The sequence below is a fragment of the Photobacterium piscicola genome, from assembly GCF_046058925.1.
Classification (GTDB): Bacteria; Pseudomonadota; Gammaproteobacteria; order Enterobacterales; family Vibrionaceae; genus Photobacterium; species Photobacterium piscicola.
This window is the reverse complement of the sequence record NZ_CP175534.1, coordinates 2411452-2426937: the sequence shown is the minus strand read 5'-3', so window position 1 is coordinate 2426937 and position 15486 is coordinate 2411452. Positions and strand designations below refer to the sequence as shown.

17 protein-coding genes, 1 riboswitch and 1 other annotated feature are annotated in these 15486 nt (G+C 39.8%); of the genes, 4 read left to right on the top strand and 13 right to left on the bottom strand.

The annotated features are described in order from the left end of the window. Positions 1-20 precede the first annotated feature (20 nt). Genes minE through minC form a run of 3 tightly spaced genes read right to left on the bottom strand, consistent with a single transcriptional unit; the run spans position 21 to position 1832 of the window. Entirely contained in the window at positions 21-284 is a 264-nt protein-coding gene (minE, locus tag ACJZU6_RS11505) for a cell division topological specificity factor MinE (protein ID WP_045026762.1), read from the bottom strand. A 6-nt stretch (positions 285-290) separates the two neighbouring features. After that, positions 291-1103: a septum site-determining protein MinD gene (gene minD, locus ACJZU6_RS11500; protein ID WP_045037275.1), complete on the bottom strand. Its 813-nt coding sequence runs from the start codon at positions 1101-1103 to the stop codon at positions 291-293. Positions 1104-1127: 24 nt separating this feature from the next. Further along, the gene (gene minC, locus ACJZU6_RS11495) at positions 1128-1832 is read right to left on the bottom strand and encodes a septum site-determining protein MinC (RefSeq protein ID WP_080156827.1); all 705 of its coding nucleotides are present in this window, start codon (positions 1830-1832) and stop codon (positions 1128-1130) included. Positions 1833-2054: 222 nt separating this feature from the next. Between minC and ACJZU6_RS11490 the strand changes: the two genes are divergently transcribed. Both ACJZU6_RS11490 and ACJZU6_RS11485 read left to right on the top strand, forming a co-directional pair. Then, on the top strand, positions 2055-2327 hold the full coding sequence (locus ACJZU6_RS11490; protein ID WP_080156826.1) for a YcgL domain-containing protein: 273 nt from the start codon (positions 2055-2057) through the stop codon (positions 2325-2327). 15 nt (positions 2328-2342) lie between these two features. Next, positions 2343-3314, top strand: a complete 972-nt coding sequence (locus tag ACJZU6_RS11485) for a lytic transglycosylase domain-containing protein (protein WP_107275362.1) — start codon at positions 2343-2345, stop codon at positions 3312-3314. Positions 3315-3523: 209 nt separating this feature from the next. Here ACJZU6_RS11485 and ACJZU6_RS11480 read toward each other — a convergent pair whose 3' ends face one another. Beyond that, positions 3524-3919, bottom strand: a complete 396-nt coding sequence (locus tag ACJZU6_RS11480) for an H-NS family nucleoid-associated regulatory protein (protein WP_080156824.1) — start codon at positions 3917-3919, stop codon at positions 3524-3526. A 381-nt stretch (positions 3920-4300) separates the two neighbouring features. Then, positions 4301-4482: riboswitch (Lysine riboswitch) on the top strand. A gap of 108 nt (positions 4483-4590) precedes the next feature. On the opposite strand from ACJZU6_RS11480, the gene ACJZU6_RS11475 reads away from it, so the two are divergent. Then, on the top strand, positions 4591-6183 hold the full coding sequence (locus tag ACJZU6_RS11475; protein ID WP_408900302.1) for a Na+/H+ antiporter NhaC family protein: 1593 nt from the start codon (positions 4591-4593) through the stop codon (positions 6181-6183). A 173-nt stretch (positions 6184-6356) separates the two neighbouring features. Then, the gene (locus ACJZU6_RS11470; protein ID WP_080156822.1) at positions 6357-6935 is read left to right on the top strand and encodes a thymidine kinase; all 579 of its coding nucleotides are present in this window, start codon (positions 6357-6359) and stop codon (positions 6933-6935) included. Between the two features lie 168 nt (positions 6936-7103). On the opposite strand, the gene hisIE is transcribed toward ACJZU6_RS11470, so the two are convergent. The 9 genes from hisIE to ACJZU6_RS11425 form a co-directional block, all read right to left on the bottom strand. Continuing rightward, the gene (hisIE, locus tag ACJZU6_RS11465; protein ID WP_408900301.1) at positions 7104-7724 is read right to left on the bottom strand and encodes a bifunctional phosphoribosyl-AMP cyclohydrolase/phosphoribosyl-ATP diphosphatase HisIE; all 621 of its coding nucleotides are present in this window, start codon (positions 7722-7724) and stop codon (positions 7104-7106) included. After that, the gene (gene hisF / locus ACJZU6_RS11460; RefSeq protein ID WP_080156820.1) at positions 7721-8494 is read right to left on the bottom strand and encodes an imidazole glycerol phosphate synthase subunit HisF; all 774 of its coding nucleotides are present in this window, start codon (positions 8492-8494) and stop codon (positions 7721-7723) included. The genes hisIE and hisF overlap by 4 nt, the downstream gene beginning before the upstream one ends. A 9-nt stretch (positions 8495-8503) precedes the next feature. After that, entirely contained in the window at positions 8504-9238 is a 735-nt protein-coding gene (hisA, locus tag ACJZU6_RS11455; protein WP_408900300.1) for a 1-(5-phosphoribosyl)-5-[(5-phosphoribosylamino)methylideneamino]imidazole-4-carboxamide isomerase, read from the bottom strand. Positions 9239-9270: 32 nt separating this feature from the next. Then, the gene (gene hisH, locus ACJZU6_RS11450; RefSeq protein ID WP_408900299.1) at positions 9271-9921 is read right to left on the bottom strand and encodes an imidazole glycerol phosphate synthase subunit HisH; all 651 of its coding nucleotides are present in this window, start codon (positions 9919-9921) and stop codon (positions 9271-9273) included. Then, complete coding sequence (gene hisB / locus ACJZU6_RS11445; protein WP_408900945.1) at positions 9921-10994, bottom strand: bifunctional histidinol-phosphatase/imidazoleglycerol-phosphate dehydratase HisB; 1074 nt, start codon at positions 10992-10994, stop codon at positions 9921-9923. Before hisB ends, hisH begins: the two co-directional genes overlap by 1 nt. A gap of 8 nt (positions 10995-11002) precedes the next feature. Next, positions 11003-12055, bottom strand: coding sequence for a histidinol-phosphate transaminase (gene hisC, locus ACJZU6_RS11440; RefSeq protein ID WP_408900298.1), 1053 nt, complete (start codon positions 12053-12055; stop codon positions 11003-11005). 2 nt (positions 12056-12057) lie between these two features. Then, entirely contained in the window at positions 12058-13359 is a 1302-nt protein-coding gene (hisD, locus tag ACJZU6_RS11435; RefSeq protein ID WP_408900297.1) for a histidinol dehydrogenase, read from the bottom strand. A 3-nt stretch (positions 13360-13362) separates the two neighbouring features. Further along, a complete protein-coding gene (gene hisG / locus ACJZU6_RS11430; protein ID WP_080156815.1) occupies positions 13363-14259 on the bottom strand; it encodes an ATP phosphoribosyltransferase in 897 nt (298 codons plus the stop codon). Positions 14260-14318: 59 nt separating this feature from the next. Next, positions 14319-14454: a sequence feature (His leader region), on the bottom strand. Positions 14455-14807: 353 nt separating this feature from the next. Beyond that, a complete protein-coding gene (locus tag ACJZU6_RS11425) occupies positions 14808-15332 on the bottom strand; it encodes a YchJ family metal-binding protein (RefSeq protein WP_408900296.1) in 525 nt (174 codons plus the stop codon). Between the last annotated feature and the right edge of the window lie 154 nt (positions 15333-15486).

The window sequence follows — 15486 nt, the reverse complement described above, 5'->3', positions numbered from 1 at the left end:
TGATACTTAGCGGGGCTTTATTATTTTTCTTCGTCAGGTAATGTGACGTTAAGTTCTAGTACCGATAACTCATCACCGTTATGGTCTAGATTTACTGAAACATGTTCAGGATTAATCTGAACATATTTGCTGATAACAGCTAAGATATCGCGCTTAAGCTGTGGAAGGTAGGCTGGAGATTTCTGTCCAGCACTACGTCTTTCAGCAACAATAATTTGTAGCCGTTCTTTTGCTACATTTGCAGTTTTCGCTCTTTTCGGGCGGAAAAACTCGAGCAGTGCCATAGCCACTTAGCCTCCAAATAGACGTTTTAGGAAGCCTTTCTTTTCTTCTTCTAAGAAACGGAAAGGACGATCTTCACCAAGTAGACGTGCAACTGTGTCTTCATAGGCTAGTCCTGCATCGGAACCTTTATCAAAGATAACGGGTTCACCTTTGTTGGATGCATTCAATACTGCTTGGCTTTCAGGGATAACACCAAGTAGTGGAATGTGAAGAATTTCTTCAACATCTTGTACACTTAGCATTTCACCTTGGTTAACGCGTGCAGGATTGTAACGTGTAAGTAAAAGGTGTTGTTTAACTGGTTCACGGCCTTTTTCTGCACGACGAGACTTCGAATCTAGAATACCTAGGATACGGTCAGAGTCACGAACTGAAGACACTTCAGGGTTCGTTGTTACAATCGCTTCATCTGCAAAATACAGCGCCATTAAGGCACCTGTTTCGATACCAGCTGGTGAGTCACAGATAATAAAATCGAAACCCATTTTGGCTAGTTCTTTAAATACTTTTTCGACACCATTACGGGACAGCGCGTCTTTATCGCGTGTTTGTGAGGCTGGCAATACAAAAAGATTATCCACACGCTTATCTTTAATTAGCGCCTGGCTTAGATTTGCTTCGCCATTAATAACATTAACGAAGTCATAAACGACACGGCGTTCACAACCCATAATGAGATCGAGATTACGCAGGCCGATATCAAAATCGATAACTGCAGTTTTTTTACCGCTCAGTGCTAGACCAGATGCAAGAGCAGCACTTGATGTTGTTTTACCAACGCCGCCTTTACCTGAGGTAACAACGATAATTCGTGCCATTTACTCAATTCCTTCTTAAAACTTTTATAAAGCTAGGTGTTCTATACTGAGATTATTGTCTTCAAGAGATATGACAACACCTTTGCCCCAAAACTCTTCCTGAATGTTATCACTCAGCCAGTAGTTTCCCGCAACAGAAATTAGTTCAGATTGTAAGTTTTGACAGAAAATTGTCGCACTTTGCTCACCATTTGCACCCGCAATAGCGCGCCCACGTAGCGTGCCATAAATATGGATACAACCATCGGAAAGAATTTCTGCACCAGCACTGACATTACTGAGAATAACGAGATCACGATTACGAGCATAAATTTGCTGCCCAGAACGAACAGGTGTACGAATAATTAACGTTGGTTCTTTATTATCTGTACTTACTGGGGTATCTAATGTTTCAGTTAAAAATTCAGATGGCTCATCTTTAACTGGTCTTGCCGCATTCATAATAGCAAAACCAGCTGCTTTTGCTTGTGTTTGCTGTGTTTTATTTTTACAACCACCAATACCGACAGGGATCATACCTGCATCGATCACTCCCGCTTTTAGTTGTTCAAAATTAATATCTGTATCAACTTGTGAGATATCAATAACAACGGGTGCAGAAGCGAAAAAATTTGGTGCAAGTTCAACTTTGTCTTTTAGCTGATTAGTTACTTTACTAATGTCATTATCAACTAAATGAAGAGCAGAGAGCGTGAACGAGCTCCCTTTTAGTTCAGCTATCTTGGTCATAGGTATATTATGGCTAAGATTTTAAATTAACCATTTAGTTCATTATCACAAAGGTACTAGCATGGTATATTTACTCGCGGTTAGGGGCAAGCTATCCTTGCGCTGACGTTGGTTTTTCAGACAAACTTCTCACACAATTAACTTAAAACTGAGTCAATAGTGAATGATTGCTCGTAATCTTGTGCTGAAATGTATGGCGCATAAATGAAATAGGCTAATTATATGTTGTGTTCAATCTACAAAAGTTTAAAAAAAGACAATACTTATCTCTACATTAATAAAAAAGATGATTTTGCGGACGTACCCGCACAATTAATGTCGACCTTTGGCAAACCTCAATTTGTTATGGTAATCAAGCTAGAAGGTAGAACGTTGGCACTGGCTGATGTTGAGAAAGTAAAAGAAGCATTGGGTACTGTAGGTTTTTATTTACAGGTACCACCACCAGTGACTAATTTATTAGAACAATATAAGGCTGATAAAGCCGCTAAATAATAAAATAAGGCTATTATGTATAAGCGTTTGATATCGATTTTTGTTGCCCTTGGGGTTGGAATGTCCTCTTCTGCATTTGCTAATGAAGAAGGATTTGATGCCTATGTGGATAAATTAAAAGTAGAAGCGCGTGAAAAAGGTATTTCTGAACCGATAATCGGTGCCGCATTTAACGGTATTAAATATACAGCGCATGCTGTTAAAGCTGATAATAATCAACCTGAAAAGAAACTGTTATTAGAGCAATATATTACTCGTGCAGTGCCTGACTGGAAAGTAAAGCAAGCGAATCGTCTCTATCAACAAAATAAAGAAGCGTTAGAACGTATTGGTAAACAATATGGTGTTCAACCGCGGTTTATTGTCGCTTTATGGGGCGTAGAAAGTAATTTTGGCAAGATTCAAGGTAATTACAATGTTGTTGAAGCATTAGCAACATTGGCTTATGACGGTCGTCGTGAAGCTCTATTTCGTAAACAAGTCATGGCTGCATTAGAAATATTACAAGATGGTCATATTACGATTGATGATATGAAGGGATCTTGGGCTGGTGCGATGGGTCAGTGTCAATTTATGCCAACCTCTTATCTTACTTATGCTGTTGATGGTAACGGCGACGGTAAAGCGGATATTTGGAATACAAAAGCGGATGTTTTTGCCTCAGCGGCTAATTATTTAAAACTTTCTGGCTGGAATAGTGAATATACGTGGGGACGTCCAGTTAAGTTGTCCCAAGTATTAGCTGAGAGTTATGAAGGTACGGAAACAGAAAAAGGAAAGACACTGGCAGAATGGAAAAAATTAGGTGTGATGAATAGCAGTCATGGTGCATTACCTGCTGCTGATATTCAAGCATGGTTAATTCAGCCTGATGGCGGTGAAGGTAAGTCCTATCTAATATATGAAAACTATCGAACATTACTTAAATGGAATCGTTCGCATTATTTTGCTTTAGCAGTAAGTGCATTAGCTGATCGTATTCAATAACACAGTTATTATTAGATCTGTATACAAGTTTAATGAGTGATAAAAAAGCTAGGCATTAATGTCTGGCTTTTTTGTTATTTATGATTGTCACTAATATATATTGTTTTATTCTTGCTAGCGATATTTATAAGCGAAATAATAATCGTAATATTGATAGCAGATATAAAAAAAGCCTAAACAAGTTAGGCTTCTTTATTTAAAATCTTAGATTAGATTTCAAACTCATCAAGAGATTGACCATCATCTAATGCTTTCTTTAGCGCGCTAGGCGTACGGCCTTGGCCTGTCCATGTCTTTTCATCGCCATTTTCATCGATGAATTTATATTTAGCTGGACGAGTTGCACGTTTAGTTTTTGGTGCTTTTGCTAAACTTGCTAGTAATTCTTCTGGGTCAATACCGTCGGCTAATAGCATTTCACGATATTGAGCTAGTTTTTCATTACGCTCATTTTCTTTAGCTTGTTCTTCAGCTTCAGCTTCTGAACGTTCAGTAACAACTGTTGTTAGTTTATCTAACGCTTCTTCAAGTTGCTCTAGTGTATATTCGCGCGAAAGTGCGCGTAGGCTTCGAAGGTTTAAAAGCGCTTTCATTGCATCAGACATTTTATATTTCCTGTTATTTTTAATTAACTGTAAATAATAATAGCAGCATTAAAACATTTTTTGCAATAGTAATACTTTTATACATTACGTGTAAAACATTTTAATCATTTCTTTATTTAAAAAATAGTTATGTTCGGTATATGACACTATTTATAAAATATTTCTTCATTAAAAGTATAAATATGAGCCAAACAGTTTTAGTTATTGTTGTTGCTCTTTATATGTTAAATGATAATAAAATTAAAAATGGTATACCGCTTCGTTATTGCTGAACCTTTATAGTTGTTGCTAATCCATTTGTGATATCTATTGTTAATAATTTTAACTTACAGTGTTGCAAAGTTGAATCGTTTACGTAGAATGTTTCATTACATCTTTAATGATAAGGGTAGAGGTGCATTGTTTATTAGTAACTAATATGAGGGTGATACCTATGACTATTAGTGAAAGGGGTCAATGCCGAAGTAAGAAGCATATATCAAATACTCTTACTGGGGTTACATTGAATAAGTGTAATACTGCCATAGTAGATAAAGATATAACTATGGAGCGCTACTGTAGAGGCTGGAAAGGCTAACCTTCTTTCTATATACTCAATTTAATATGCCATCATGGTTATATCTAGCAGTAGATCTTCTAACCAGAATTGGTTGTCGTAGAGATTATAAACTTTGATAGATTATTCCCACTCCTTAACATCCATTATTCCGCCATTAGTCGCGCTTGGCTTGGCGATTCTTACGCGTAGAGTTCTATTGTCTTTAGGTACAGGTGTTGTGCTTGGAGCATTATTTCTTAATGATTTTTCTTTCGCTAATACAGCGTCCTATCTTGTTACATCAATTAAAGGGTTATTCATTGCAGAGGATGGCATAAATACTTGGAATATGAGTATTGTGCTGTTTTTAATATTGCTCGGGATGACCACTGCGTTATTAACTTTGTCTGGGGGGACTCGTGCTTTTGCTGAGTGGGCACAGACAAAAATTAAAACCAAACGTGGGGCAAAACTTTTGGCCGCTTTTTTAGGGGTATTCATTTTTGTCGACGACTATTTTAATAGCCTTGCGGTTGGTTCTATTGCCCGTCCTGTGACTGATCGTTTTCAAGTTTCACGTTCAAAGCTTGCTTATATTCTTGATTCAACGGCAGCACCTATGTGTGTTTTAATGCCAGCATCAAGTTGGGGAGCTTACATTATTACGCTTATCGGCGGTATATTAGTGACTCACGGCGTTACTGAATATACGCCATTAAGTGCCTTTATGACGTTAGCTCCAATGAATTTTTATGCTATTTTTGCATTAGCAATGGTGTTTGTGGTGTCATGGTTCCAGTGGGATATTGGACCCATGAGAAAACATGAAAGAGCGGCTAGTCATGGCCGTGGAACTGATGTCGGCGGTGATGTTGATGATCAGGCGAAAGACTTAACAGAAGAGCTCGATATCAAAGAGAGTTTGCAAGGACGAGTTGGTGATTTAGTGTGGCCAATTATTATTCTTATTATTGCTACGTTCTTTTTTATGGTATTTACGGGCTATCAAGTTCTTGTTACAGAAGGTAAGCCATTTTCATTATTAGGCGCTTTTGAAAATACCAATGTTGGCCAAGCATTATGTCTTGGTGGTAGCTTTGGTTTAATTGCCGCGATTATTCCTGTGTTTCGTCAACGTATTGCAGCAAAAGAGATCAGTAACACACTTTGGGTTGGCGCAAAATCAATGTTTGGTGCAATTTTAATTCTATTGTTTGCATGGAGTATTGGTGGCGTTATTGGTGATATGAAAACGGGACAATATTTATCTACCCTTGTTCAAGGTAATATTAATCCTGCATTACTACCAATGATCCTGTTTTTATTATCAGGCATTATGGCATTCTCAACCGGCACCTCATGGGGAACATTTGGCATAATGTTACCTATTGCTGGTGATCTTGCTGGGGCGACTGAAATTAGTTTAATGTTACCTATGCTTGCAAGTGTGCTTGCAGGTTCGGTGTTTGGTGATCACTGTTCTCCAATATCTGATACGACGATATTGTCATCGACAGGTGCTCGTTGTCATCATATAGATCATGTAGCGACCCAATTACCTTATGCATTATCTGTGGCCGTTATTTCTGCGATTGGATTCTTAACCTTAGGGATTACAGATTCATTAGCGTTAGCATTTTTAGTGGCAACCGTTGCATTTATATTAATGTGTTTCCTTTTATCATGGTTGTCGAGCCGACCATTAAAAGGGGCGGCATTACGTTAATAGTAAACGTTATTAAAATAACCCAATGGGCGTAAATTGAACCAGTTGATGATGATCAACTGGTTTTTTTATAGTAACAATAACAGTTGTTGACCTAGGTACTTTCCATTACCAGTAATTTTATGTAGCATCTGCGCGATTTTTAAATGTAATTCGTATGACTAGGAAAGCTAATGGCCCAGATGTATTTCTATTACTCAGCAATGAACGCTGGGAAATCGACCACATTATTACAATCATCATTTAACTACCGTGAGCGCGGCATGACGCCAATTATTTTTACGGCGGCGATTGATGATCGTTTTGGTAAAGGTAAAGTTAGCTCTCGCATTGGTTTACAAGAAGATGCTGAATTATTTAATTCAAAAGATGATTTGTACCAGATATTAATCAACTTTTCGAATGCAGGAAAAATTGATTGTGTGCTAATTGATGAATGCCAATTTTTAACCAAAGAGCAAGTTTATCAATTAACTGAAGTTGTCGATAAATTAGATATTCCAGTGTTATGTTATGGATTACGTACTGATTTTCTTGGCGAGTTATTTGAAGGTAGTCGTTATTTATTATCTTGGGCTGATAAATTAGTTGAGCTAAAAACAATTTGTCACTGTGGTCGTAAAGCAAATATGGTTATTCGTCAAGATGAAGCGGGTAATGCTATTGCTGATGGTAATCAGGTTGAGATTGGTGGTAATGATCTTTACCTCTCAGTGTGCCGAGCGCATTATAAAGAAGCACTGGGGCGATAATACGCATTTAAATGAATAAAAAAAGGAAGCATAGCTTCCTTTTTTTGTGCGGCAATAATAATTTCGTTGCGTAATAAAATAAGTAATATCAGAATAACAGGTGTTGTTTGAATCTTATTATATGATTTATGAGATTATTACGTATTGCATATTAATGACGATTACTCATTATTGTTGGTGACGTTGTTTAAGTTTATTGATGACATCTTCCAGAGCAAGATTCTGATCTTGTAATAGAACCAATAAGTGGTAAATAAGATCAGCTGATTCACAGACTAATTCCGCTTTATCACCCGACGTTGCCGCAAGCGCGACTTCAACCCCTTCTTCGCCCACTTTCTGCGATATACGTTTGGTACCACGGTTATAGAGGCTCGCGGTGTAAGATGAGTCGGGATTTGCACCTTTACGATCAGCCAGTACTTGTTCAAGTTGATGAAGGAACACCAGTGCCGGTTGAGTATTAGTCGTGTCATCATTACCAAAACAACTAGTGGTGTTTAAATGACAAGTAGGACCCATCGGATTGACTTGAATTAATAACGTATCTTGATCGCAATCGAGCTGAATACTTTTTAGGTGTAATACGTTGCCTGATGTTTTCCCTTTGGTCCATAAGCGATTTTTAGTGCGTGACCAAAAAGTGACTTGTTTAGTGGCTAATGTTTTAGCTAACGCTTCATCATTCATGTAGCCCAGCATTAATACTTGGCCACTGTTGTTATCTTGAATAATAGCGGGGATCAATCCGGCTACTTTTTCCCAATCAATAGATGTTGTTAAACTCATAGTCGAATCTCCAGCTGTTGTTGTTTTAGATAGTGCTTTAACTCACCAATATTAATGATTTGTTTATGAAATACTGATGCCGCCAGTGCGCCATCAACATTGGCGAGTTGAAATGCATCATGAAAGTGTGACATTTCACCCGCGCCACCAGAAGCAATTAAAGGCACGTTACAGACACTGCGTACCATATTGAGTTGATCTAAGTCGTAACCGTTACGCACGCCGTCTTGGTTCATCATATTTAATACGATTTCACCTGCGCCACGACGTTGGACTTCTTCAACCCAATCACGTGTTTGCCATTGAGTGGCTTTGGTACGGCTTTCATCTCCCGTAAATTGATAGACCTGATATTGACCCGTTTCAGCATCAAAATAGGAATCAATACCGACAACAATACATTGCACACCGAACTTATTCGCTAGTGTGGTGATTAATGACGGATCAGCCAATGCTGGTGAATTGATAGAAACTTTATCGGCACCAAATTGAAGAATACGGCTTGCGTCTTCAGCTGATTTGATGCCACCTGCGACACAGAATGGAATATCAATCACTTCTGCAACGCGAGATACCCAGCTTTTATCAACGACTCGGCCATCGCTTGAGGCGGTAATATCATAGAAAACCAGTTCATCTGCACCTTCTTCAGCGTAACGTTTTGCCAGTGGTACGATGTCGCCAATGATTTCGTGATTACGAAATTGGACGCCTTTTACAACCTGACCATCACGAACATCTAAACAAGGAATAATACGTTTAGCTAACATGTGTTCTCCTTAGCTATTCCAACACGTAAACGCTTGTTCAGCGCTAAATTTACCGTCAAGCAGAGCTCGACCCACAATGACGCCAGCCACGCCTGAACCTTTTAATGCTGTAATATCATCAAGTGAGCCAATGCCGCCCGATGATTGAAATTGGACTTGTGGATATTGGCGGCATAAATCAACATACAATTCGACGTTTGAACCTGTGAGTGTGCCATCGCGTGAAATATCAGTACACAAGACGTGTTTTAATCTTACTTTTAGAAAGTCTTCAAGTAGCGTTTCAATGGTGACACCTGAGTCTTCTTGCCAGCCTGATACCGCCACAATACGGTTGCCGTTGTTATCAATATTAATATCAAGGGCTAATACAATATGCTCTGCACCGTATTTTTCGATCCAACCTTTAACCCTTTCTGGTTGTTTAACGGCAGTTGAGCCAATAACTACCCGTTGTGCGCCAGCATGGAGTAAATCACTGACATCTTGTTCGCAGCGTACTCCGCCACCAATTTGAATATTAGCTGGCGTACTTGCCAGTAATTGACGAATAAGCGTCAGTTGGCGTGCTTGAGTATTTTTAGCACCAGTTAAATCAACCAAGTGCAGCCAGTTAGCCCCCGCTTGGTGATAAACGGCAAATTGTTCTGTTGGGTTCACATTATATTCAGTCACTTGTCCGTAATCGCCTTGAAATAGACGCACAACTTGTCCATCGATTAAGTCTAATGCGGGAATAATCATCACATGTCCTTTGTATGGTTATTGCTGATTTTTTATAGTTCTAAGAAGTTCTTTATCAGTTGCGCGCCAGCTTTACTTGAGCGTTCTGGGTGAAACTGCACCCCATAGTAATTACCGCTTTGCACTGCAGCTGTAAAGCTTTGGCCATATTGCGCACTGGCGATGGTTTTGCCACCTTGCTGTGCGGTATTGTCAAACACTGGCATGGCATAGCTATGAACGAAATAAAAATAGCTTCCCACTGGAATATCTTTAAATAGCGGGTGATTATCTTGTGGTGTAATGGTATTCCAACCCATATGCGGAAGTGGTAATCCCTCTGCTTGGATTTTCTCAACTGACGCATCACACAAAGCTAAACAAGGAATAATGTCGTTGCCATTTTGACCGTGTTCTTGTGATTCTTTGCCAAGTAGCTGCATTCCTAAACAGATACCTAATAACGGTTTGGTTACTTGTTTTACCAAGTTGACTAAATCACGTTGTTGTAGGTTATGCATCGCTTCACTGGCGGTGCCGACACCCGGAAGAAAGAGTTTGTCAGCAGTAAGCACAATCTCAGGATCTTTACTGACGTTCACTTGATAACCTAGACGTTCGATAGCAAAGCGCACTGAGGATACATTGGCACAGCCTGTATCAATAATCACAACCCGTTGTAGAGTGTTGCTTGTTGCTGTCATTACAACACTCCTTTGCTGCTTGGAAGCTCATTACCTTCCACTTTGATCGCTTGGCGCAGCGTTCGTCCAAAGGCTTTAAATAAACTTTCAACAATGTGGTGATCATTATTGCCTGTTGACGATAAGTGCAGCGTACAGGCTAGGGTATCGGTCAATGAACGAAAGAAGTGAGGTACCATTTCCGTAGAAAGATCACCCACACGATCACGACTAAATGTGGCATCAAATTTAAGATAAGGACGACCAGACAAATCTAACGCACATTGTGCCAAACATTCGTCCATCGGTAAGCTAAATCCAAATCGGCCAATACCTCGCTTATCTCCAAGCGCTTGACGTAGTGCTTCACCTAGGGCGAGGGCAGCATCTTCAACACTGTGATGATCATCAATGTGTAAGTCACCATCAACCGTTAATGTCATTTGAAAACCACCGTGAGTGGCGATTTGATCAAGCATGTGATCAAAGAATCCTAATCCGGTTGAAATTGTATTACCGCCCGTTTGATCTAAATTCACTTTGACACGAATATTTGTTTCTTTAGTGGTACGTACCACTTCTGCGATCCGTGGTTGGGTGGTGAGATCGGTGACGATCTGTTGCCAGTTCATGGTTTGCGGGTGGTATTGAATACCTCGGATCGCCATATTTTCTGCTAATTGAAGATCTGTTTGACGATCACCAATCACTGCTGAAGTAGCAAAATCAACGCGACCTTGCTGTAAGTAGTCTTTGACTAACCCCAACTTTGGCTTACGACAACTGCATTGCTGGTGGTCAAAGTGGGGGCAGATCAATACGTCACTAAAGTGAATTCCTTGTGAGCTAAAAATATCCATCATCATCGTATGAGGGGCATCAAAATCAGCTTGTGGATAGCTATCAGTCCCTAGACCATCTTGGTTAGTGACCATCACTAAGCTATAGCCAGCATTTTGTAGTGCAAGTAACGCTGGAATAACATTTGGTTCAAATTGTAGCTTGTCTAATCGATCTACTTGAAAGTCTAGTGGCGGCTCAACAATTAAGGTGCCATCACGGTCGATAAATAGAATTTTTTCTTGGCTCACAATCAATGTCCTTATTGTTGTTGTAATTGACCACGAATAAACGCGAGGGTTTTTTCACATTCGTCACGGTTACCGACACTGATTCGAATACAGTTTTCAATCGGTGAACGACGCAAAATGATGCCGTTATCCCATAGCGAATTAAATAATGTATCGGCATCAGTAAATTTCACTAATAGGTAGTTACCATAACCATCAAAGACAGTAACGCCGGTTAACATACTAAGGCCTGCTTGTAGGTAAGCGCGGTTAGCACATAGATCCAATACTTGAAATTTGGTGCGCGCACGACCTGCTGCGGATAGGGCTTGTACTGCAATTTCAGTTACAGGCACCGGCACCGGGTAAGGTGCAATGATTTTAAGCAGAATTTCAATGATTTCTTTATTAGCTAAGGTGAACCCACATCGTAATCCTGCCAGTGCAAATGCTTTAGATAAGGTACGTAGAATGACTAAATGTGGATAGGTGGCAAGTAAATCTTTGACACTATCTTGTAGACTAAAATCAATATAAGCCTCATCAATAACCACTAATGCTTTATCTGTCGTCATCTTTAATAAGGCAATAATATCGTTACGTGCCAATAAATTACCGGTTGGATTATTAGGGCTACAAGCAAACACGATCTTGACGTTATCAAGTTGCTCTGCAATGGCAGTAAGGTCTAATTGCCATTTAGGCGTTAACGGTACAACTTTGGCGTTAACATCGTTGATCTCTGCACTAATGGCATACATACCATAAGTGGGTGGACAATAGAGAATGCTGTCGCAATTGGGTTCACAGAAAGCTTTAATGATCAGCTCAATACCTTCATCGGCACCGCGAGAAGTTAGAACCTGTTGTGGGTCAACGCCAGCATAGTCAGCATAAGCCTTGATCAGCTCTGGTGGTTGGCACTCGCTATAACGGTTTAATCCAGCAAGATTAATACTGTATTCATTGGCAAATGGTGATTCATTAGCATTAAGCCAAATATCACCTTTACCGCCTAAACGACGGGCTGATTGATAAGGGGTTAATTCTCGCACGGTTTTACGGGCTAGTTGGGCTATGTTCATGATCAATTCTCTTGTTGTGCAGTTAATTTATTAACCCGAATAGTGACAGCGTGTTTGTGAGCGTCAAGGCCTTCAGCTTCTGCAATTGTGGTCACTGTTTTTGCAATACCGAGTAAACCGTCGGCAGATAATTCTTGTATTGTCATTCGTTTACTAAAATCAGCTAAGCCGAGACTTGAATAAGTGCGGGTATAGCCATAGGTTGGTAATACGTGGTTAGTGCCTGAAGCATAATCCCCCACAGATTCAGGTGACCATTTACCTAAGAAAATTGAACCAGCATTATCAAGCAATGATACTAACTCTCTTGGCTCACAGGTTTGAACAATTAAGTGTTCAGGACCATATTGATTGGAAATAGCGACACATTGGTGCAATGTTTCGGTTACGATCAAAAGGCTAGATGTTAAAGCTTGTTGAGCAATATCAGCCCGTGTTAGTTGGCGCAATTGATTTTCAATCGCTGCTGCAGTTTGATCGGCAATAGTTTGGCTTGAAGTGACTAAGATAACTTGTGAATCAGGCCCGTGTTCGGCTTGGCTTAATAAATCAGCGGCAATAAATTCAGGATCAGCTGTTTCATCGGCAATGACTAATACTTCAGAGGGTCCGGCTGGCATATCAATTGCTGCACCGTTGAAGTCATTACTGACTTGTCGTTTTGCTTCGGTGACATAGGCATTGCCTGGGCCAAAAATCTTATCAACACTGGCAATAGTGTCAGTACCATAAGCCATTGCGGCAATCGCTTGTGAACCTCCTACGTTATATATAGCGTTAATGCCACATAGTTTGGCAACATACAAAATTTCATCGGCAATCGGAGGTGGGGAACATAATACGATTTTACGACAACCTGCAATTTGAGCCGGCACACCTAACATTAATACGGTTGATGGTAATGGCGCACTGCCGCCGGGAATATATAACCCAACTGAATTAATCGGACGCGTAACTTGTTCACAAATCACTCCTGCTTGTGTTTCAACGCGTAATGTTGGTTGTTGTTGTGCAAGGTGGAAGGTGGTGATATTACGATGTGCTTGCTCTAAGGATGCTTTCATATCATCACTTAATCGAGCACAAGCCGCATTAACGTCAGTTGTTGAAACAGCGAGTGTTGTAGGGCGAATACCATCAAATTTTTCGGTAAGCGTAAATAGTGCACTATCGCCTTGCTGACGGACTTGTTGAATAATATCACTGACAATAGCCGTGATATTCGCGCTGTTATTTACAGCAGGGCGCGCCAACAGTTGTTGTTGCTGGTCTTTTGTGAGTGATTGCCATAGTACGGTTTTCATGACTTACTCCATCATTTTTTCAATGGGCAAGACTAAAATAGAGCTCGCACCTAATTCTTTAAGTTGCTCCATGGTTTCCCAGAACAGATTTTCAGAGCTCACAAGGTGGATTGCAACGCGGCTTTTATCTCCTGCTAATGGTAATACGGTTGGATCTTCAGCGCCTGGTAATAATTGTTTAATTTGGTCAAGGCGATCAGTGGGCGCGTGTAGCATGATGTATTTAGATTCTTTAGCTTGAATAACACCTTGAATACGAATAAGTAATCGTTCAATTAGGGCTTGTTTTTCAGCGCTGATCACTGCCATTGATTGAATTAATACCGCTTTAGATCGCAAGATTACTTCGGCTTCTTTTAAGCCATTAGCTTCAAGGGTGGCACCTGTCGATACCAAATCACAAATGGCATCGGCTAAACCTGCTCGTGGTGCAACTTCGACAGAACCATTGAGCATACAGGTTGTAAATTGAACCCCAATATTGTCCATGTAGCGTTTGACTAATTGTGGGTAAGTAGTTGCAATACGTTTGCCATTAAGATCTTGTGGGCCGTTGTAATCAATGTCTTTATCAATCGCAATAGAAAGACGGCAGCCGCCAAAATCTAGTCGACGTAGTTTGAGATAATCACTGGCTTCGTTACGTGCTGCGCGCTCTAGACTAACTTCTTCAAGTTCATTTTCACCAATAACACCTAAATCCACCACGCCATCCATGATCAGACCGGGAATGTCATCATCTCGAACGAGTAATAAATCAATTGGCATATTTTCGGCGTGAACCACTAATCGCTCACCGACCATATTAAATTTAACACCACAGCGTTTAAGTAGATCTTGGCACTCTTTGCTAAGACGGCCTTTTTTCTGAATCGCAATGCGTAATCGTTGTGTTTGCATAGGTATATTCCTTGTCTAAATTCATTCAAATAATAAAAATTTCAAATTGAAAATCAGGTATTAAAAAACCCTCGAAAGAAGTTTCTTCCGAGGGTCTGAATGAGATATTCCGTTATGACCACTGGAAGAAAAAAGACGTCTTCCAGGGTGAGGCGTATCCTCCCGAAAGACTAGTCAGGATGATGATGATGTTGAGATAGAATCATTTGGATACGCATAAATAGTTACTCAATAAGGGTGAACATTATTTGTTGTTGTCATTCACACTAACGAAGGCTGTTGTTTTTTGCAACAATAATTTAAGCGAAAAGTTAAAATAAATGTTAATTGTTTGTATTGATGCGCTGAAGGGATGGGGTGCAGTATTTTTATTGGTAAGGTGATGAACTATAATGGATTGTTTTACTTTTAAAATTAAAGATAGAGGATAGCATTCTTTAAATGTAAATTATTTAAGTGTGTTTTTTCAATGGCGCAACAAATAATGCATCAATAAAACTGAGCATCCTTACTCAGTTTTATTGATGAGTGGTGTTAATACGCTAGCATTAGCCACAACATTTTTTATATTTTTTACCGCTACCGCATGAACAAGGATCATTACGACCAACAGTTTTAGTAACGGTTATTGGCTTCGGTGCTGGCGGTTGTTCGCTTGGTGGTAGCTGAGGGTATTCACCATCAATGTAAAACCAATAGCATTGACCATTAATGGATTCTTGCACAAATCGAGAACGCTCTTGCAGTATATATTCTTCACCTGCTTCTTTATAACCTGCTTTAAATTCAACAAAACCCTGACCATCAGCCGCAATTTCACTGCTAATAACTTCTAGGCCTAGCCATTTAAGGTTAATCGACTCGGCAATGGCTTCACGGTGATGTTCTGCTTCACAACTGGCGTGATATGTTTGTATTACAAAATCAACTAAACCCAGCACATGAGCACTGTAACGCGCACGCATAAGCTGTTCTGGATGGGTTGCTAATGCATGATTAAGATGAATGGGTTTACAGCATTCAACAAGCGGTTTGTGGCTGCCGCAAGGACATTCATTATGGTGTTTTGACATCTTTTTTAAGCCGATTTTAATAAAGAAATTAGGGGTAGTTTACGTTTTCATTATCTCAATTAGCAATCAGTGTTTATATTTACCGCAATATATTGATGGAATGACTAAAACAATGGTAACTCATAGCGTATAAGTACATAATATTTGCGGCTGG